Origin of the sequence: Anaerotruncus colihominis, assembly GCF_010206195.1 — a bacterium.
Taxonomy (GTDB): Bacteria; Bacillota; Clostridia; order Oscillospirales; family Ruminococcaceae; genus Anaerotruncus; species Anaerotruncus colihominis_A.
Genome location: NZ_VIQT01000021.1, coordinates 93,021 through 112,817, shown reverse-complemented (window position 1 = coordinate 112,817; position 19,797 = coordinate 93,021). Strand labels below are relative to the sequence as shown.

12 protein-coding genes are annotated in these 19,797 nt (G+C 58.8%); 6 read left to right on the top strand and 6 right to left on the bottom strand.

Going from position 1 to position 19,797, the window contains the following annotated elements; translation table 11 throughout:
* Positions 1-23 precede the first annotated feature (23 nt).
* Complete coding sequence (locus FMM72_RS14815) at positions 24-2,102, top strand: glutamine synthetase III (RefSeq protein WP_160209773.1); 2,079 nt, start codon at positions 24-26, stop codon at positions 2,100-2,102.
* Between the two features lie 20 nt (positions 2,103-2,122).
* The gene (locus tag FMM72_RS14810) at positions 2,123-2,710 is read left to right on the top strand and encodes a hypothetical protein (protein WP_162221872.1); all 588 of its coding nucleotides are present in this window, start codon (positions 2,123-2,125) and stop codon (positions 2,708-2,710) included.
* A 475-nt stretch (positions 2,711-3,185) separates the two neighbouring features.
* Here FMM72_RS14810 and nifJ read toward each other — a convergent pair whose 3' ends face one another.
* A complete protein-coding gene (gene nifJ, locus FMM72_RS14805) occupies positions 3,186-6,731 on the bottom strand; it encodes a pyruvate:ferredoxin (flavodoxin) oxidoreductase (protein WP_162221871.1) in 3,546 nt (1,181 codons plus the stop codon).
* A gap of 495 nt (positions 6,732-7,226) precedes the next feature.
* On the opposite strand from nifJ, the gene FMM72_RS14800 reads away from it, so the two are divergent.
* From FMM72_RS14800 to FMM72_RS14790, 3 genes are all read left to right on the top strand, one after another.
* Complete coding sequence (locus tag FMM72_RS14800) at positions 7,227-8,549, top strand: hemolysin family protein (protein ID WP_162221870.1); 1,323 nt, start codon at positions 7,227-7,229, stop codon at positions 8,547-8,549.
* 443 nt (positions 8,550-8,992) lie between these two features.
* Positions 8,993-9,703: a tRNA 2-thiocytidine biosynthesis TtcA family protein gene (locus FMM72_RS14795; protein ID WP_162221869.1), complete on the top strand. Its 711-nt coding sequence runs from the start codon at positions 8,993-8,995 to the stop codon at positions 9,701-9,703.
* A 4-nt stretch (positions 9,704-9,707) separates the two neighbouring features.
* Positions 9,708-10,415: a tRNA threonylcarbamoyladenosine dehydratase gene (locus FMM72_RS14790; protein ID WP_160210828.1), complete on the top strand. Its 708-nt coding sequence runs from the start codon at positions 9,708-9,710 to the stop codon at positions 10,413-10,415.
* Between the two features lie 68 nt (positions 10,416-10,483).
* Here the strand turns inward: FMM72_RS14790 and FMM72_RS14785 are convergent, their stop codons facing one another.
* Together FMM72_RS14785 and FMM72_RS14780 are read right to left on the bottom strand one after the other, a co-directional pair.
* Positions 10,484-11,440: a glycosyltransferase family 2 protein gene (locus FMM72_RS14785; RefSeq protein WP_162221868.1), complete on the bottom strand. Its 957-nt coding sequence runs from the start codon at positions 11,438-11,440 to the stop codon at positions 10,484-10,486.
* Positions 11,437-13,956 (bottom strand): YfhO family protein, encoded by a 2,520-nt coding sequence (locus FMM72_RS14780; RefSeq protein WP_243157839.1) that lies wholly within the window; start codon positions 13,954-13,956, stop codon positions 11,437-11,439. The genes FMM72_RS14785 and FMM72_RS14780 overlap by 4 nt, the downstream gene beginning before the upstream one ends.
* A gap of 738 nt (positions 13,957-14,694) precedes the next feature.
* On the opposite strand from FMM72_RS14780, the gene yfbR reads away from it, so the two are divergent.
* Positions 14,695-15,273, top strand: a complete 579-nt coding sequence (gene yfbR, locus FMM72_RS14775) for a 5'-deoxynucleotidase (protein ID WP_160210830.1) — start codon at positions 14,695-14,697, stop codon at positions 15,271-15,273.
* Here the strand turns inward: yfbR and FMM72_RS14770 are convergent.
* From FMM72_RS14770 to FMM72_RS14760, 3 genes are read right to left on the bottom strand one after another with little or no spacing between them, the layout of a single operon-like run.
* On the bottom strand, positions 15,268-16,851 hold the full coding sequence (locus tag FMM72_RS14770) for a B12-binding domain-containing radical SAM protein (protein ID WP_162221866.1): 1,584 nt from the start codon (positions 16,849-16,851) through the stop codon (positions 15,268-15,270). The genes yfbR and FMM72_RS14770 overlap by 6 nt on opposite strands.
* A 13-nt stretch (positions 16,852-16,864) precedes the next feature.
* Complete coding sequence (locus FMM72_RS14765; protein WP_162221865.1) at positions 16,865-19,030, bottom strand: Tex family protein; 2,166 nt, start codon at positions 19,028-19,030, stop codon at positions 16,865-16,867.
* Positions 19,031-19,069: 39 nt separating this feature from the next.
* On the bottom strand, positions 19,070-19,381 hold the full coding sequence (locus tag FMM72_RS14760; RefSeq protein WP_180322940.1) for a sodium ion-translocating decarboxylase subunit beta: 312 nt from the start codon (positions 19,379-19,381) through the stop codon (positions 19,070-19,072).
* Positions 19,382-19,797 lie beyond the last annotated feature (416 nt).

Genomic DNA, 19,797 nt, shown 5'->3' with positions numbered 1-19,797 from the left:
GGATGTGTGAATGGAGGATGGGTATGGATCTGATCGAATTATACGGAAGCCGCGTTTTTAACGACGCGGCAATGCGCAAATATCTTGTGCCGGCTGTTTATGAAAGCCTGCGGCGCACACAGCGGGAAGGTCTGCCGCTTGATTCTGATATCGCGCAGGCGGTCGCGGCGGGAATGGCCAAATGGGCTGTCGAACAGGGTGCGACGCACTATACCCATTGGTTTCAGCCGCTTACAAATATCACTGCTGGTAAGCACGACGCGTTTTTAGAACCATTGGGCGACGGCGCGGCGCTGGCTTTTTCCGGAAAGGCGCTGATCCGCGGGGAACCGGACGCGTCCAGCTTTCCGTCCGGCGGCCTGCGCGCCACGTTTGAGGCGCGCGGATATACCGCCTGGGACCCGACATCGCCGGCTTTTGTGCGCGATGGGACGCTGTACATACCGACGGCGTTCTGTTCCTACGGCGGCGAGGCGCTTGACCAGAAAACGCCGCTGCTGCGTTCCATGGAGGCGGTCAGCGCGGCTGCGGTGCGGCTGCTGCATGCGCTTGGGGAACCAGCGGTTACATGCGTTACGCCGACAGTCGGTTCGGAGCAGGAATATTTTTTAATTGACCGCGCGCTTTATGAGAAGCGTCTCGATTTGAAAATCTGCGGCCGCACGTTGCTTGGCGCCAAGCCGCCCAAGGGACAGGAGCTTGACGATCATTACTGTGGGCGTATCCGCCTGCGCGTTTCCGATTATATGCGCGCGCTTGACGGGGAACTTTGGTCGCTTGGCGTGCCCGCCAAGACAAAACACAATGAGGCTGCGCCCGCGCAGCACGAACTTGCGCCGATGTACGATCAGGCAAATATCGCCTGCGACCACAATCAGCTCACGATGGAACTGATGCGCATTATTGCCAAGCAAAAGGGGTTGGCGTGCCTGCTGCATGAAAAGCCGTTTTCAGGAATCAACGGGTCGGGCAAGCACAACAACTATTCGCTGATTACAAACGACGGACAAAATCTGCTGTCGCAGTCCGATGATCCAGCGTGCAACCGGCGCTTTTTGCTGATCCTGGCGGCTTTCATCGAAGCGGTCGACGAATATGCCGATCTGCTGCGCGCTTCGGCCGCGTGCGCAGGAAATGATCAGAGGCTTGGCGGCTGTGAAGCGCCGCCGGCAATTATCTCGGTATTCCTCGGCGAAAGCCTGACGCGCGCGCTGTTTTCCCTGGCGCAGGGCGTCAGTGCCGCCGGTGAGGAGCGCCGGCACATCCATACCGGCGTCAGCGCGCTGCCTGATTTGGAACAGGATGATTCCGACCGCAACAGGACATCGCCGTTTGCCTTCACAGGGAATAAATTTGAGTTTCGTATGCTCGGCTCGTCCCAGTCGATTGCGTTGACAAATGTTGTGCTCAACACGGCGCTCGCGGAGGTGTTTGGCCGGTTCGCCGGTTGTCTGGAGACGGCGGAGGACCGCGATGCGGCCTTAGCGGCCATTGTCGCGGATGTTCTGCGCGATCATGGCCGCGTGATCTTCAATGGGGATAATTATTCGGACGCATGGGTCCAGGAGGCGAAAAAACGCGGCCTGCCGGTCATCAATTCCACAGTGGAGGCGTTCGACTGTTTGATCGCGCCGAAAAATATTGCGCTTTTTGAGCGTCATCAGGTGTTCACTGAGACGGAATGCCGGTCGCGGCGTGAAATCCTGCTTGAAAATTACGTCAAGACGACGGCAATCGAGGCCGCAACCATGATTGAAATGGTGCGCCGCCAGATTTATCCGGCTGTCGCGCGCTATGCCGGCGAGATCGCAGGCGTTGTCAATGCGATGCGCACGGCAGGTGCGCCGTCCGCTTCGGCGATCCGTCTGCTTGATGCGCTCGCCGCACTGACCGATCAGATTGACAGCGAGCTTGACGCGCTGCGCGACGCCTATGCGCGCAGCCAATCAATCGAGCAGCCGCGCGCGCACGCTGAATTTATGCGCACGACGTTGCGTAGCTGCATGGAGAGCCTGCGTGCCGCCTGTGACGCCGCAGAAACCGTGATGGACGGCGAACGCTGGCCGATCCCAACGTATACAGATTTGCTGCTGCGTGTTTGATGGATGAAGGAGGGGCTGGCTTGGCGGCTTATGATGCGCAGGAAAAGGATGGGCAGCACAGCGGACAGGCGTCCGCGCCGCAGGAAGCCAGCAGGCCCGCGCCGGTTCAGGATGATGCGTCCGGTCAGCCAGGTTCCGAACCAGCCGCCGATGATCGGTGTATGCTTGCGCTGTTCTTCGATTTGTTCCAGATGGAATTGGCGTTTCGGCTGTTGGCCGAAAATGGTATCGACGCCGAACAGCGCGGCGGTGCAGCCATTGGATATTCCTTGTTTGTAAAACCGGGGCAGGCCGCGCGCGCACATGAGCTGCTGGACGCTTTTTTGGCAAACGCGCCGGCTGTGCAGGAAAAAGCGCAGGATTCCGTTTCGGCTATTCCCAACAGTGCGGACGGGCAAGGCTCGGAGAAGCATTCTGATGTTGATCCTGACGCCGACGATTTTGATATCGACGATTTGGACGACGACGATATCGGCGAGACATTGACGCTGCACAGCTTTTTAAAGGATCAGGCGTTTAAATACACATCGCTGATCCTGTTTGTGGGACTGCCGGTCGGTGCGCTGCTGCTGATACTGTTTTTGCAGTGGCTTGCTTCCTTTTTTTGAATATCAGGATGAAAAAAGCCCGGCCCTGCGCCGCCTTGAAAGGCGGCGCAGGGCCGGGCTTTTTTGGTTGGTGCACTGCCGCATGAAGTTCCGGGGGCGTTGGCAAAATCCACGCCAGCCGCGCAGCGTCTGTCACTGATTTTGCTGGAGGCGGGCGGCGCGCCTGAACAGGGAGTCTTGCGGCCTGCGGGCCGCGCTTTGTACGAGGGCTGCGGCCCGGGTTCAGGGCTCCGCCCTCAAAAAAAGGCAAGACCCGCGAGGGGCCTTGCCTTTTTTCTCACCCGCCGCCTTTTGAAAAAGGCGGGCGAAAACTTTTGATTGCGATGCGCCAAACCTTCTGTTCGCGGCGCAGCCGACTAAAGTTTTTTGCCAAGCTTTTTTTCAAAAAAGCGGGGGCGCAGCCGAACTAAGTTTTTCGCCGAGGCCTTTTTTCAAAAAGGCCGGAAAGCTTTTTTTCAAAAAAGCGGGGAAAATATTACTCAACCTCGTAGAGCTTGGAGAGCTTGAGCAGGTGCTGATAACGATCGGCAGCGGTCTTGGCGGCCCTTTCGGACAGTTCCTCGGCGCGATCCGGGAAGGAGCGGGCCAGCGAGCTGTAACGGACCTCGTTGGAGATGAAGGCCTTGTAATCCGCGGACGGCGCCTTGGAATCGAGCTGGAACGGGTTCTTGCCCTCAAGCTCGAGGCGCGGATCGTAACGGAACATATGCCAATAACCGGACTCGACAGCGCGCTTGATCTCGGTCTGCGCAATGCCCATGCCGCCCTTGATGCCGTGGTTGATGCACGGCGCGTAAGCGATGATGAGCGACGGACCGTGATAGCTTTCCGCCTCGGTGATCGCCTTGATGCACTGGTTGTAGTCAGCGCCCATCGCGACCTGCGCAACATAGACATAGCCGTAGCTCATCGCCATAGCGGCCAAGTCTTTCTGTTTGATGGTCTTGCCGGCCGCGGCGAACTGCGCGACAGCGCCGGTCGGGGTCGCCTTGGAGGACTGGCCACCCGTGTTGGAGTAAACCTCGGTGTTGAAACAGAAGATGTTGATATCCTCGCCGGAAGCAATGACATGGTCAAGGCCGCCGTAACCGATATCGAACGCCCAGCCGTCGCCTCCGAAGACCCAGTTGGACTTCTTGGCCAAGAACTCCTTATCCTTGAGAATCGCCTTAGCCGCGTCGCAGCCGCAGGCTTCAAGCGCTTCAATCAGCTTGATGGTCGCCAGCTTGTTGGCGCTGCCGTCATCAACCGTGGAGAGGTACGCCTCGCAGGCGGCCTTCACATCGGCCTTGTCAGTGCTCTTGGAAAGCTCGAGAACCTTGGAAACAAGCTGCTGGCGCAGGGTATTCTGAGCCAGGAACATACCATAGCCGTATTCGGCGTTGTCCTCAAACAGGGAGTTCGCCCAGGCCGGGCCATGGCCGTCCTTGTTGACGGTATACGGCGTCGACGGCGCAGAACCGCCCCAGATGGAGGAGCAGCCGGTGGCGTTGGCGATATACATCCGGTCGCCGTAGAGCTGTGTGATCAGCTTGGCATACGGGGTTTCGCCGCAGCCCGCGCATGCGCCGGAGAATTCAAGCAGCGGCTGTTTGAACTGGCTGCCCTTGACCGTTGTCTCCTTGAACTTCTCGTTCACTTCCGTCTTGACCGGCAGGGACTGGCCGTAAGCGAAGATTTCCTGCTGCGCAAGCTGCGTATCGAGCTTCTTCATCTCGAGCGCCTTGTTGCCGCGCTTGCCCGGGCAGACATTCGCGCACGAGCCGCAGCCGGTGCAGTCGAGCACGGAAATTGTCATGCCGAACTTGTAGCCGGGCATACCGGTCATATCGACCATCTTCATGCCCTCGGGAGCCTTCTCGGCTTCCTCAGCGGTCATGACGGCCGGACGAATGACGGCGTGCGGGCAGACATACGAGCAGAAGTTGCACTGGATGCAGTTGTCCGGAATCCAACACGGCGTGTCGACAGCGATACCGCGCTTTTCATAAGCGGCGGAACCCTGCGGGAACGTGCCGTCCTCGGCGCCCACGAACGTGGAAACAGGAAGCTGCTCACCGCGCTGCGCGTTTGCCGGGATGAGGATGTTGTTGACAAAATCAACGAGATCCTTGCGCTCGCCGACAGCCTTCGCGTCGGTCGCGTCATCGGCAGCGTTCGCCCAGGAAGCCGGGACGTTGACTTTGACGACAGCCTTTGCACCCTCATCGATGGCGTCGTGGTTCATCTTGACAATCTTGTCGCCCTTGGCGCCGTAGGATTTGGTCGCGGCGTCCTTCATATATTTGATCGCGTCGGCTTCGTCGATGATCTTGGCCAGCTTGAAGAATGCGGACTGAAGCACTGTGTTGATGCGGGTGCCCAGGCCGAGCTTACGGCCGATATCGATGCCGTCGATCGTGTAGAACTGAATGTTGTGCTGCGCAATGAAGCGTTTGACTTTACCGGGCAGGCGCTCCTCAAGCTCCTCTGCGCTCCACGGGCAGTTGAGCAGGAAGGTGCCGCCGTCGACGAGATCCTCGACCATATCGTACTTGGTGATATACGACGGGTTGTGGCACGCGACGAAATTCGCCTTGCTGATCAGATAGGTGGAGTGGATCGGGGTATGGCCGAAACGCAGATGCGAAACAGTGACGCCGCCCGACTTCTTGGAGTCATAAGCGAAATAAGCCTGCGCATACATATCGGTATGGTCGCCGATGATCTTGATGGAGTTCTTGTTCGCGCCGACGGTGCCGTCGGAGCCAAGGCCCCAGAATTTACAGGCGGTCGTGCCGTCCGGAGCGGTATTCGGGTTCTCGTCAACCGGCAGGGAGAGGAATGTGACATCGTCCTCAATGCCGATGGTGAAGCGTTCCTTCGCGCCGGTTTCACCGTTCTTGTACACGGCGATGATCTGCGCCGGCGTTGTATCGCGGGAACCGAGGCCGTAGCGGCCGCCGTAAACAGGAACATTGGCAAACTGCGTGCCTTTAAGCGCGGCGACAACATCAAGGAACAGCGGCTCGCCGAAAGCGCCGGGCTCCTTGGTGCGGTCGAGCACAGAAATGGATTTGACCGTAGACGGAATCGCAGCGATCAGGCGGTCGGCCGCAAACGGACGGTACAGGCGCACCTTGATCAGGCCGACCTTTTTGCCGTGCGCGTTGAGATAATCGATCGTCTCGTCGATCGTCTCACAGACAGAACCCATCGCAATGATGACGTTGTCGGCGTCGGGCGCGCCGTAGTAGTTAAAGAGCTTGTAGTCAGTGCCAATTTTGGCGTTGACCTTGTCCATATATTCCTCAACAATGCCCGGAACAGCGTCATAGAATTTGTTGCAGCTCTCGCGCGCGGTAAAGAAAATGTCGGGGTTCTGAGCGGAACCGCGCAGGACTGGATGCTCCGGATTGAGGGCGCGGCGGCGGAACGCGTCAATCGCGTCGTGGTCGACCATCTCGTTGAGGTCCTCGTAGTCCCAGACCTCAACCTTCTGGATTTCATGGGAGGTGCGGAAGCCGTCAAAGAAGTTGAGGAACGGCACGCGGCCTTTGATGGCGGCGCAGTGAGCGACAGCCGTCAGGTCCATAACCTCCTGGACGCTGCCTTCGCAGAGCATGGCAAAGCCGGTCTGACGGCAGGCATAAACGTCGGAGTGATCGCCGAAGATGTTCAGCGCGTGGGAAGCGACGCAGCGCGCGGAAACATCGATGACGCCCGGCAGCAGCTCGCCGGCCATTTTGTACATGTTCGGGATCATGAGCAGCAGGCCCTGGGAAGCGGTAAACGTGGTGGTCAGAGCGCCGGCGGCCAAAGAGCCGTGGACCGTTCCGGCCGCGCCGGCTTCGGACTGCATCTCGACAACCTTGACTTCATTGCCGAAGATATTCTTGCGGCCCTGCGAGGACCACTCGTCCGTGACTTCAGCCATCACGGACGACGGCGTGATCGGATAGATCGCGGCCAGATCGGTGAACGCATATGATACGTGCGCCGCGGCGTTGTTTCCATCCATGGTTTTCATTTTTCTTGCCATGTTTTATCTTCCTCCTACACAAGATTGACCATGCCAAATATTCAGGGACGGTTTGAAAAATTGGAAATACCATCTTTTTCTGCAAACAGCGGCGAATACTGCGTTCAAAAGCCTCGGAATCTGAAAGGCATTCTGCATTTTTTGCCTTGCGTTCATCCGCAGCTTGCAAACAATCCGGCAATCCCTCTGTTTTCAAACAAACCCTAGATTTTGGGCGGCGGCACAACAAAACAAAGCGCCGGGCGCCCATCCTTATAAAGGATATCATTTTTGGGGCTTCTTGTAAATAAAAAAAACCCGAAAATTATGGATTCTGATAAAAAATTTGCCTCGCTGCGTAGTTGCCGGACAACTATTTTTTGTAAATTTCTGTGGCGAAATTGACAGCAGGGAAAAAAATGTTTATCATATTTTTATTATGCCCCAATATGCATGCCAACAAAAATACAGTTGTCCGCATAAAACCGATGCGGGCACAAAAGGAATGACAGAATCATGGACCCCTATCCCAGTATGATGGCGCTGCTGCCGGCGCTACTTTCCGCCCTGCTGTGCGCCGGACGCACGGCGCTGACCGTCCTGAAGGATCAAAGCGTTAAGAAAATGGCCTCTTCGGAGGATCGCCGCGAGCGATCCATTGCCAGGTTGCTTGAAAAGCCCGCTGCGCTGCTCGACGGCGTCAAGCTGGCGTGCTTTTTCTGCAATGCCGCTGTCGTGCTGCTTGTGCACAACACGCTCTCCGGTGCGGTTGTGCATCTGCTGCCGCGCCTGTTTTCCGGCGCTGCGCCCGCTTGGGCGGTATTGCTGACGCATGTGCTTGTATTTATGATCGTCATCTTTCTGCTCGATGTGTTGTGCACGCAGCTCCCATACCGCGCCGCGAGCCGCCGTCCGCGCGGCGCGGCCTTCGCGCTGGTAGGCCTGTGCCGTCTGGCGGCGTTTGTTATGCGGCCGTTTGCCGCGGCGAGCGCCGCCGCGGCCGAGCTGCTCTCACGGTTGTTCGGCGCGCGCGGCGACGATGAAACGGAGCGCGTCACCGAGGAGGAAATCCGCATGATGGTCGATGTGGGCAATGAAAAGGGCGCGATTGAACAGAGCGAAAAGGATATGATCAACAATATCTTTGAATTCGACGACCGCAATGTTTCCGAGGTCATGACGCACCGCACCGATATGACGGCTGTCCCCAAGGATGTGACGATTGACAGGATCGTCGCAATCGCGATTGAGGCGGGTTTTTCACGTATTCCTGTTTATGACGAGGATATTGACGATATCATGGGAATCGTTTATGTCAAGGATCTTTTATGCCTGATCGGTACGCCGGGCGTTGATTTTGACGCGCAAAAATATATGCGCCCCGCGCTGTTTGTCCCGGAAAGCATGAGCTGTGTCGATCTGTTCGCCCAGTTTAAGCAGAAAAAGGTTATGGTTGCCATTGTCGTGGATGAATACGGCGGCACGGCCGGAATTGCTTCAATGGAGGACCTGCTGGAATCGATCGTCGGCAACATTCAGGATGAATACGACGATGAGGATGAGGAGATCTGCAAGCTGTCGGATGGCGTCTATACGCTTGACGGCGCTGTTTCCATCGAGGACGTCGAGCGTCTGTTTGACATTGAGCTTGATGAGGATTCGGAATATGACACGATCGGCGGGCTGCTGATCGAAAAGTTGGAGCGCATTCCTTCACCGCACGAGCATCCTGCTTTGGAGCTTTCCGGCGTGCGCTTTACCGTCCTGCTCGTCGAGGATCGCCGCATCGCCCGTATCCGCGCCGAAAAGTCCTCAACCCCGGGGCAGGAAACAGCTTGACGGTTTTACCACAGAGCGCACCGGTATGCGCCCGAATAATCCGCGCCAAGCGAAGGTGGGGATAACACAAGGGGAGGGGTCGCCGACCCTCCCCTTGTGAGGCGCGCTGAGGGGCGCAGCCGCGGCTTGTCCGCGCCCGGCGGCTATAGCCGCCGGAGAGCCCCGAATAGCCGGCCGGGCAAGCGCAGCGCCCGGCGGTGAGCGACCCGCGCACGGGTCGCGCGCGCCCCAGCGCCCGGCGGCTATAGCCGCCGGAGAGCCCCGAATAGCCGGCCGGGCAAGCGCAGCGCCCGGCGGTGAGCGACCCGCGCACGGGTCGCGCGCGCCCCAGCGCCCGGCGGCTATAGCCGCCGGAGAGCCCCGAATAGCCGGCCGGGCAAGCGCAGCGGCCGGCGGTGAGCGGCCTGCGCACAGGTCGCACGCGCCACAGAAAGGGAGTACTTATGCAGGAAATTATGGGATATATCCGCCGCGCTGTGACAGAGTACGGTATGATCGCGGATGGAGACACGGTCGCCGTCGGGGTGTCCGGCGGGAAGGATTCGGTTGCGCTGCTGGCCGGATTGGCAGGCGTGCGGCGGTTTATTGGGATTGCCTTTACGCTCAAGGCGATTACGCTGGACAACCAGTTCGGCGGCGTCGAGACGGATTACGGTCCGGTCGCCGCGCTGTGTGAGCGGCTCGGGGTCGAATATATATTAAAACGCACGGATATTGGACGCATCATCTTTGACGAGCGAAACGAATCAAATCCGTGCAGCCTTTGCGCGCGTATGCGCCGGGGACTGCTGCATGATACGGCCAAGGAAAGCGGCTGCAACAAGATCGCGCTTGGACACCATTATAATGACGCAGTCGAGACGTTTTTGATGAATCTGTTTAATGAAGGGCGGATCGGCTGTTTTTCTCCGGTGACGTATCTGTCGCGTAAGGACCTGACGATGGTCCGGCCGCTTGTGTTCGCCACGGAACGCGAAATCCGCAACGCCGTCAACCGTGCGGGCCTGCCGGTCGTCAAAAGCGCCTGTCCGGTGGATGGATGTACAGAGCGCCAATGGACGAAGGAGTTTTTATACAATATGGAAAAAGATCATCCAGGCATAACAAAACGTATTTTTGGCGCGATGCGGCGCGGCCAGGTTTCGGGGTGGTGACGGTATGCAGAATTGGCAAAAGCGGACGGCGTTGCTGATCGGCGAGGATGGCGTCGGCCGGCTGGATCGGGCGCGTGTGGCCGTGTTGGGGCTTGGCGGCGTCGGGTCGGCCGCGGCCGAGGCGCTCTGCCGCGCAGGTGTTGGGCATCTTCTGCTGATCGACCATGACACAGTGGATGAAACAAACCTGAATCGACAGCTTGTTGCCACGCGGCCAGTCATTGGGATGCCCAAGACGCAGGCCGCTTTGCTGCGTCTGCGCGCCATCCGCCCGGACGGCGATTTCACGCCCGCCGGGCAATTTTATCTGCCTGATAACAGCGCTTTTTTGTTTGACTGGCAGCCCGATTATGTGATCGACGCAATCGACACCGTTACGGCCAAGCTGCATTTGGCCGGTGCGTGCGCGGCCCAAGGCGTGCCGCTTCTCATGTGCCTGGGTACCGGCAACCGGCTCGACCCGTCGGCGCTGCGTACCGGTGATATCACCGACACGGCCGGCTGCGGCTGCGGGCTCGCGCGCGTGATGCGCCGCGAGCTGCGGCGGCGCGGTATTGGGCGGCAGGCGGTTGTTTTTTCCACGGAGGAGCCGTCCAAATCGGTCTGTCCCAGTGAGCACGGCCGCCACGCCCCCGGAAGCATCGCGTTTGTACCGCCCGCGGCGGGGATGCTGATGGCCTCCCGTGCAGTGCGCGATCTGCTTGCGCGGTAAAGGCGGGCGCATGTGAGGTATTTAATAAATAAAAATGGCCGTCCCGCTGCTGCGGGACGGCCATTTTCTTATGATGACTGGTCGTTTAAAAACACATCGGCAATATATTTTGGCCGGCGCTTGACCTCCTTATAAATCTTGCCGATATATTCACCGAGGATTCCAAGGCACAAAAGCTGGATGCCGCCGAGCGCCCAGATGGATCCCATGAGCGTAGTCCAGCCGGTCACGGTGTAGCCAAACAGCTTTGTGATAAGCAGCCAGAGCAGGCACAGCCCGCTGGCTGCAAAGATAATGACACCCAGGGCGGTGATTAGGCGGATTGGCTTGACGGAGAAAGAGGTGATGCCGTCGATAGCAAAGGCGAGCATCTTTTTGAGCGGGTATTTCGATTCGCCCGCAAACCGCTCATGGCGCTCGTAGGCAACGACCGACGTGCGAAAGCCGATCAGCGGCACAATGCCGCGCAAAAACAGGTTGACCTCGCTGTATTGGGCGAGCGCGTCGAGCGCGCGGCGGCTCATCAGGCGGTAATCGGCGTGGTTTTCCACAATTTCGACGCCCATCCAGCGCAGAAACCGGTAGTATCCGACCGCCGTCGACCGCTTGAAGACCGTATCTGTTTTGCGGGACGAACGCACGCCATAAACGATGTCGCTACCTGCCTGGTACTCCGCGACGAACCGGTCGATCGCGTCCACGTCGTCCTGCAAATCGGCGTCGAGTGAAATTGCGATGTCACAGAACCGCTTCGCCTCCATCAAGCCCGCTACAAGCGCGTTTTGATGGCCCTGGTTGTGCGACAGCTTCAGCCCTGAAAAGCGAGGGTTTTCGCTGTGCAGGCGCGTGATGATCTCCCAGGTCGTGTCGCGGCTGCCGTCGTCGACAAACAACACGCGGCTGTCCGGCGAAACGATTCCTGCCGCGATCATGCCGCTGAGCTTTTCATCAAGCCGGCACGCCGTTTCAGGCAGGACCTCCTGTTCGTTATAGCAGGGGATCACAAGATAAAGCGTCTCGTTCATTTGGGTTCCTCCTTGGGCCCGTCGTCCGGTCCGGCGGGCGGCTGCGGTTCGTCAAACCATTCGGCGGGCGGCGTCAGCAGCCCGTCGCCGTCCGGTTCGCCGCGCTGATCGTTTTCAAGCCATTCGGCGGGCGGTTCCTGCTCCTTGCCGTCGAGGCGGTCAAAATCGCTGTGCGCGGAATATGGTTCAGTGGGGCCTTTCACGCCGCCGTATTTTTTGTAGAGCAGCAGATAGATAATCAGGATGATCAGTGCACCGGCGCTGACGGCAAGACCGGGATAGAGCCCCGGTGTCGTGTAGGTGAACCGGATGGTATTGTCGCCGGCAGGCGCGCGCACCGCCATGAAACCGAGATCGACCTTTTCAATTTCAGCGGGGACGCCGTTGACGGTAGCGGACCAGCCTTCGTCGTAGGGGACAGAATAAAAGACGAGATTTTCACGCGGCAGATTGATTTTGGAGGTAAAGCCGCGGTTGTCGATTTCAAACGAGTAGCCGGCTGTCGCGCGGCGGTTTTCACAGTCGGAATCATATTCATCCTCGCCCAGATTGCTGTAGTAGCTTTCGGGCATCCGTTCCAACAGATCGTTGTGGCGGGCGGCTGCTTCATCCTTGAGCACGAGCGCCCGCAGCAGGACCGCCGCGCGGTCGTCCTCCGGGATCTGTTCAAGGTCGCGCACCGTGATATAGTAATCGAATGTAAAGCCCATCGGTATAAAATACTGGTTTTCATAAACATTGTAGCCAAGCTGTGTCGATTGCAGCTCATAGCCGGGCATCACGTCCTGTTCGTCGCTGTTCTCTGAAACAAAGAGCCAACGCACAGACAGGAGGGGGCGAAGCTGGTAATACTGTGTTTCCGGCTTGGAGGAGACGTCGCGCTTGACGCCGACCTTCGGATAAAATTCCATGGTTGAAACAGGGATGATACTGTGAAACGCCTGAATATTCGGCAGGTGCCAGTACATCCCCAGGTTGTCCATGCCCTTATAAATATCGGAGCGCGCAAAGGCGTCGTCCGGCAGCTCCAATTGGTAGCGGCCGTCAAGCGCGATATCACGGATAAAATCGGTATCGTCGGAATGCGTTTTGCCCATGGCGATGAAGGTAATTGAATAGACGACGCTGACAAAGCAGCAGGCGGCTGTCATAACGCGCATAAAGAGCTTTGGCGTATCGCGCAGGCGCTTAACGATCAGCCAGAGCGCGCCCAATCCAAGCAGGGCGATCGCCGCAGTGGCAGCAAAGCGGTCGGGATATTTTGCAAGGCAGAATTTGACCGAACCGTCCGACTGGAGTGTCGGCGTCAGGCCGAGGATGATTGTCACGCCGGCGGTAAAAATAAAGGTCCAGCGAATTCCGCGCGCCAGATCGATTGACCGGCTGCGCAGCGCCTGCACGGTGGCCAGCGCCATCAAAAGGACGGGCATATAGAACCAGCGCGCATAGTAGGAGGAATTAAAAAGGATAAACATGCTGTTCAGCCCCGGCACCAAAGCGGCCAAGAGACAGAACAGAAGGATGCGGCGCAGCCAGTCGCGCTTTGACTGGACATAGGCGATTACGCCGCTCATGCTGATAAACGGCAGCCAGGCGGAAAGCGACGCCCATTTTGCGCCGCGGTCCGGAAACAGGTTGGGCCGGCTTGGCAGGTCCGGCGGGAAAAACGCGCTGCTGACAATGGCCGGATAGAGCTGATTATGCCAGTAAAGCCAGAAATTCCAGCCGTTGAGCGTTTCGCTCGCGCCAGTGCGTGGGTTGCCGAGGATTGCCAGCACCGACGGCAGAAAAAGCGCCATGGCCAAAAGCAGGCCGACGACCGATTCGAAAGCGGTCCAGAAAAAACGCTTCCAGGTCACATGCCAGTCGGGCGACGCGGCGCGGAAGGCAAAATAGATCAGGACAAAGACAACCTCGCCGATGAAAAACCAGTAGTTGACAAACGCGTTGATTGCGACAGCCAGCGCAAACACGCCGCGCCGGTTGTTGACCATCAGCTCCTCAAGCCCGACCAGAAGAAGCGGGAAAAAGATAATCGCTTCATGAAAGTGATTGAAAAAAATATTGTAAACGGTAAAACCGCTGAACGCATAGAGCAGACCGCCGAAAACCGCATAGGAACGCGGGGCGACAAACCGCTTGAAATAGAGTGTGCCGGCCGCTGCCGCGCAGGCGTGCTTGAGGATCAGCAGAGGGCCGATCAGGTGCGGGACAAATTCTGTCGGAAAAGGCAGCGTCAGCCAGAAAAACGGGCTGCCGAGCAGATAAAAGCTGTATGAACCGATGAAGTTCGCGCCGAGATCGGTATACCAGTTCCAGAACAGATCGCCGCTGCGCGCCGCCTCGTGCGCGAGCTTATAGAAAGGGATCTGCTGGACGTTAAAATCTCCGTAAAAAAAGAAGTACCCCTTGTCCCAGATGATGAAGGGTATGAAGATGAACGCGGCCGTGATCAGCGCGATCAAGAACGCCCGGCGGCACGCGCCTTTATTCTGTTCCAGTGAAACAAGCAACATCGATCTCTCCTTGTCCATAAAGCGGATGGGTATCGTTTTAAATCGGATGATACCGGACCGCCGGTCCCGCGTAAGCGGCGAGCCGTTGGGCATAAGCTGGTATAATAACCGCTTTGCGGTTATTATACCATGTCCGCGAAGCGGCATGGTATAATCGGCCATGAGGGCGGCAGCGGGCAGCGTCCGCGTATCGCCCTGGCCATAACCCGGTATAATAACCGCTTTGCGGTTATTATACCATGTCCGCGAAGCGGCATGGTATAATTGCCCATCAAAAGGCGGTTGCCGCGTAAGCGGCGAGCCGTTGGGCATAACCCAGTATAATAACCGCTTTGCGGTTATTATACCACAGCGGCAAGCCCTTTCGGGCTTGGCTGCCGCAAAGCGGCAGCTAAACCAGCAGAGCTGGTTTTGGCTGTGGTGTAACATGCGCAGCCCGCTGTTTTGCAGCGGTAGCCGCCGGATGGCGGCCGCAAACGGCGCAGCCGTTTGCCCTGCGCATATTATACCATGTTCGCGAAGCGGCATGGTATAATTGGCCATCGGGGCGGCAGCGGGCAACGCCCGCGTATCGCCCTGGCCATAACCCGGTATAATAACCGCTTTGCGGTTATTATACCACCAAATTCCTGTTTTAAAAGATCGCGCGGCCAGTACAGGGAAATTTTGCCCCGGCGCGCTTCTTTTCATTCAGTGCGCGATTTGCTATAATTGACTGCATAAAAAGGGGGAACGGATATGAAAACACACGGCTTTTTCGCGATGCTGTCGCGTATGAAATACATCGCCCGGTGGGGGTTGATGCGCAATGTGCGCCAGGAAAACCTGAGCGAGCACACGCTGGAGGTCGCTTATTTCGCGCACGCGCTGGCGCTTTTGTCCGGCATTGACCCGGCGCGCCCGGTGTTCTGCGCGCTTTACCACGACTGCGCCGAAATTTTGACCGGAGATCTTCCCACGCCTGTCAAATACGATAGCGCCGCCATCCGCGACAGCTATAAGCAGGTGGAACGCGCGGCCGCTGAACGGCTTTTGGCCGCGCTGCCCGATACGCTGGCTGCGGCGTACCGGCCGAGCTTTTTCGAGCGGGACGAGCAGGTGTTGCGCATTGTGAAGGCGGCCGACAAGCTGTCGGCGCTCGTCAAATGCATCGAGGAGGAACGTTCTGGGAACCGCGACTTTGAAAGCGCCAAGCACGCCCAGCTCGAGGCGCTGCGCGCGCTCGGCCTGCCGGCGGCCGGCGAGTTTTTAAAGACGTTTCTCCCGGCGTATGAGCTGACGCTTGATGAAATCGAGCTGTCGGGCGAGACGCTATAGCCGGATGCGTTCGGTGCGCGCGCGTCCGTTTAAATCGCGCCGCATGTAATCGAACAGAAGCGCCGTTTCGCCCGGCGCGCGCGCCGGGTCCGTCACGTCGAAGGGGAACAGCTCAACATGCGTATTTGTTCCCGGACGCACGGCACGCCGCGCGGCGGGCGCCGTCTCGGGGCAGCATACCGGCAGGCGGCGCGGGCGCTCATGCAGGCACAAATCGTATTTTAAAAGCCAGCGGCAGACTGCGGGGTCGCCGCCCCGGGCGACGCAGAAATCATACAGCAGGTCGTACCGCTCATATTTGCTGACGCTGCGCGCGGGCGCTGCTTCGCCCAGCGCGAGCAGCCCGTCAAACGGCGACGGGCACAGGGCGAGCGCATAGGAAAGCGTATGGGAAAAGCGGCCGCTGTTATAATAGACCTCCGTCATGTCCTCAACAATTTTCAGCCGCGCAAGCTCTAAAAAGGAAAGCTGCGGCGTGCGCAGGATCTCATACGGCGGCGCTTCGCTATGCACGAGGCCATACTGTGCGCGCTCGGCGTACAGAGCGGAGCCGCGCAGCAGCTTTAGAAAGCCGAGCTGCAATTGATGTGGGCGCAGTGCGAACACATCGTTAAAGGACTGCGCGAAACGTGAGAAGCCCTCGAGCGGCAAGCCGGCGATCAGATCAAGGTGCAGGGGGATATTGCCCGCGTCCCGCAGCGCGTGAAGATTTTCAGCCAGGCGCGCGAGGTCTGTTTTACGGCAGATTTCCTCCAGCGTGCGCACGCACGTGCTCTGCACACCGATTTCGAACTGAAAAAGGCCGGGTCGTGCCGTGCGCAGCAGTTCGAGCTGATCAGGCGTCAAAAGGTCGCCGCCAAGCTCCATCTGAAAGCTGGTGACGCCGTTGTCGTGTTCGATGAGAAAGCGCCAGACCGCCTCGGCGCGCGCTGCGTCCAGATTGAAGGTGCGGTCGACAAATTTGACCTGCATGGCGCGCGCGTCAAGAAAGCGCCGCAGGTCGTCAAAGACGAGCGGCAGCGCGCGCGTGCGGACTGTTCTGTCCGCGGATGAGAGGCAATAGCTGCATCCATATGGGCAGCCGCGCGTCGATTCGTAATAAAGCACACGGTTTGAAAGGGCGCAGAGATCGCCGTAGGGAAACGGCAGGGCGTTCAGATCGGCAAAGGACCGCGCGGCAAAGACGCCGCGCGGCTTTTTCATGCGCACAATCTCCGCGATCACTGGCTCGCCCTCGCCGCTGATGACCGCGTTGGCCCAGGGCGCCGCGTCAAGCTGCGCCTGTGCGTCAAACGACACCTCCGGCCCGCCGAGCACGATGGCCGCGCCGGGATTCAGTAGACGAAAATCCGCGCCAATGCGGCGGATATAATCGATGTTCCAGATATAACAGGAGAACAGCAGCAGATCAGGAGCGCGGCGCGCGATATCCGCAAGGATGGCGCGCACCGGTTCGTTGATGGTATACTCCGCGATCTCCGACACAATGCCCGCCTGCATCAGCGCGTTCTGCAAATAACGCACCGCCAGGTTGGTATGGCTGTAGCGCGCGTTCACAGCGGTCAGAAGGATGTTCATAGCGCGCCCCCTGTCAGCAAACCGCGTCCTTCGGCTTTTTCATCGTCAGGGAGATGCGCTTTTTCGGCACATCGACCGACAGCACCCAGACCGTGACAATGTCGCCGACACGCAGCACCTCGCTTGGATGGCGGATATAGCGGTTTGTGATCTGCGAGATATGGACAAGCCCGTCCTGATGGACGCCGATATCGACAAAGACGCCGAAATCAATGACATTGCGCACGGTGCCGCGCAGCTCCATGCCGGGTTTTAAATCCTTGAGATCCATGATGTCGCTGCGCAGCATCGGCGGCGGCAGCTCGTCGCGCAGGTCGCGGCCGGGTTTGCACAGGTCACAGACGATGTCCCGCAGCGTCGGCACGCCGACGCCGCACGCGTCCGCCACGGCGGTTTCACCGGCCTGCTTCACACGCGCCGTCAAATCGTCCAGGCACTTGGCCGCCACGTCGTCAAGTGTATAGCCGAACCGCTCGAGCAGCTTTTTGGCGGCGTCATACGATTCGGGATGGACGCCTGTTTCGTCGAGCACGTTCTTTGCGCGCGGGATGCGCAGAAAACCGGCGCACTGCTCGAATGCCTTTGGGCCGAGCTTCGGTACCTTCTTTAACTGCGCGCGCGATGTAAACGCCCCGTTTTCCTCGCGGAAGGCGACGACGTTTTTTGCAACGGCCGACGACAGCCCCGCCACGTAGCCGAGTAGGGGGGCGGATGCGGTGTTCAGGTCGACTCCGACGCTGTTGACGCAGTCCTCCACCACGCCGGTCAGCGTTTCGTCAAGGCGCTTCTGCGGCATATCGTGCTGGTACTGGCCGACGCCCACAGATTTCGGATCGATCTTGACAAGCTCCGCCAGCGGGTCCTGGAGCCGCCGCGCAATTGACACGGCGCTGCGCAGGGACACGTCGTATTCGGGGAACTCCTCGGCCCCCAGCTTTGACGCCGAATAGACAGACGCGCCCGCCTCATTGACCATCATATAGGAAAGGCCGCAGTCAAGCTCGCGGATGAGCTCGGCTGCGAACAGCTCGCTTTCCTTGGAGGCTGTCCCGTTGCCAATGGAAAGCACCTGGACGCCGTGTTTTTTGATAAGCGCGCCAAGCGCGCGCTTTGCTTCGGCGACCTTGTTCTGCGGCGGGGTGGGATAGACGACCGCTGTGTCGAGCACCTTTCCGGTTGGGTCCACGACGGCGATTTTGCAGCCGGTGCGGTAGGCCGGGTCGATGGCCAGCACAGTCTTGCCCTTGATGGGCGGCTGCATCAAAAGCGCCTTGAGGTTGACGCCGAAATTTTTGATCGCCTGTTCGTTGGCGGCGTCGGTCAGCTCTGCACGCAGCTCGCGCTCGAGCGACGGGTGGATCAGGCGTTTGTATGCGTCGGCGACGGCCGACAGGACCGTTTCGGTTGTAATGCTCCCCTTTTTGACGAACAAGCCCGCCAACAGGCCGGTCGCATAGTCGGCGTCCACATCGACGGACACCTTGAGCACGCCCTCGCTCTCGCCGCGGTTGACGGCGAGCACGCGGTGGCTCGGCGCTTTTGCAACCGGCTCCGCGTATTCATAATACATGGTATAAACAGACTCCTTGTCCGGGTCCGCGGCCACGCTGCACAGGCGCGCGTTGCGCCAATAATAGTCGCGCAGGCGTGCGCGGCCCTCGGCGCTGTCGGAAATCTGCTCGGCGATGATATCGCACGCGCCGGCGATCGCGTCCGCCGCTGTGGGCACATCCTTTTCGGCGCCGGCATACGGCGCGGCAAGCGCCTCGACGCTGCCGGACGTCTGATCCTGGGCGAGAAGCAATTGCGCGAGCGGCTCCAGCCCGCGTTCGCGCGCGACAGTCGCACGCGTGCGGCGCTTCTGCTTATAGGGGCGGTAAATATCCTCCAGCCGCGCGAGCGTTTCAGCCGCGGCGATATCGGCGGCGAGCGCGTCGGTCAGCTTGCCCTGTTCGTCGATGGCGGATAAAACCTCCTCGCGCCGCTTTTGCAGGCCGCGCAGATATGCCAGCCGGTCGGCGAATGCGCGCAGGGTTTGGTCGTCACACGAGCCGGTGCGCTCCTTGCGGTAGCGGGCGATGAAGGGGATGGTATTGCCCTCGTCAATCAGGGCGATGATATTTTCAACAAGCGGCGGTGCGATGTTGAATTCCTTGGAGAGAAGCGCGGTACAATCCATGATGTTAATTCCTATTCGTAAAATTTTATGATAAAAACACTATTGGTTATTAGAGCTGTGCTTCATTTTCATGAGGCAATACGCAGCGAATCCACCAGCGGAAAGCAGCGCGAACAGTACGGACCAGCAGATCAGGATAAGACTAGGGTCGATCCACGTGGTGACAAAAATGGCTGTGGGACCATCCGCGCCGCCGATGACGCCGATGGAACTGGCGGCGATTTCATGCGGGAAAAAGAAATGGGCAAACAGGCGGTCGCCAAGTACAGTCACGCCTGCTGTAAAGAGCGCGGCCGCGCCGGACACCAGGGATAGTATACCGGTCACGCGCTGCGCGATAGACTGATTCATGCTCATGCCTCCTATTCAGATCAATGCTTCCTATTTTATCAATCATTGTCCGCTGCGTCAATCTCCCGCTTTTTTGAAAAAAAGCTCGGCAAAAAACTTCATACCTTTTTTGAAAAAAAGGTATGCCAAAAAACTTTAGCCGGCTGTGCCGCAAACAGTGGGGCAGGCGCTGCGTTTATACAGGCTGCGCCGCGAACAGAGGGGCAGGCGTTGCATTTACACAGGCTGCGCCGCGAACAGAGGGGCAGGCGCTGCGTTTATACAGGCTGTGCCGCAAACAGTGGGGCAGGCGCTGCGTTTATACAGGCTGCGCCGCGAACAGAGGGGCAGGCGTTGCATTTACACAGGCTGCGCCGCGAACAGAGGGGCAGGCGCTGCGTTTATACAGGCTGTGCCGCGAACCGTGGGAAGGGCGT

What these genes read in the sequence shown, in the direction of transcription:
- FMM72_RS14815 (WP_160209773.1), top strand. Translation starts at nt 24, where the DNA reads ATGGATCTGATCGAATTATACGGAAGCCGCGTTTTTAACGACGCGGCA.
- nifJ (WP_162221871.1), bottom strand. Translation starts at nt 6,731, where the DNA reads ATGGCAAGAAAAATGAAAACCATGGATGGAAACAACGCCGCGGCGCAC.
- FMM72_RS14800 (WP_162221870.1), top strand. Translation starts at nt 7,227, where the DNA reads ATGGACCCCTATCCCAGTATGATGGCGCTGCTGCCGGCGCTACTTTCC.
- FMM72_RS14795 (WP_162221869.1), top strand. Translation starts at nt 8,993, where the DNA reads ATGCAGGAAATTATGGGATATATCCGCCGCGCTGTGACAGAGTACGGT.
- FMM72_RS14790 (WP_160210828.1), top strand. Translation starts at nt 9,708, where the DNA reads ATGCAGAATTGGCAAAAGCGGACGGCGTTGCTGATCGGCGAGGATGGC.
- FMM72_RS14785 (WP_162221868.1), bottom strand. Translation starts at nt 11,440, where the DNA reads ATGAACGAGACGCTTTATCTTGTGATCCCCTGCTATAACGAACAGGAG.
- FMM72_RS14780 (WP_243157839.1), bottom strand. Translation starts at nt 13,956, where the DNA reads ATGTTGCTTGTTTCACTGGAACAGAATAAAGGCGCGTGCCGCCGGGCG.
- yfbR (WP_160210830.1), top strand. Translation starts at nt 14,695, where the DNA reads ATGAAAACACACGGCTTTTTCGCGATGCTGTCGCGTATGAAATACATC.
- FMM72_RS14770 (WP_162221866.1), bottom strand. Translation starts at nt 16,851, where the DNA reads ATGAACATCCTTCTGACCGCTGTGAACGCGCGCTACAGCCATACCAAC.
- FMM72_RS14765 (WP_162221865.1), bottom strand. Translation starts at nt 19,030, where the DNA reads ATGGATTGTACCGCGCTTCTCTCCAAGGAATTCAACATCGCACCGCCG.
- FMM72_RS14760 (WP_180322940.1), bottom strand. Translation starts at nt 19,381, where the DNA reads ATGAATCAGTCTATCGCGCAGCGCGTGACCGGTATACTATCCCTGGTG.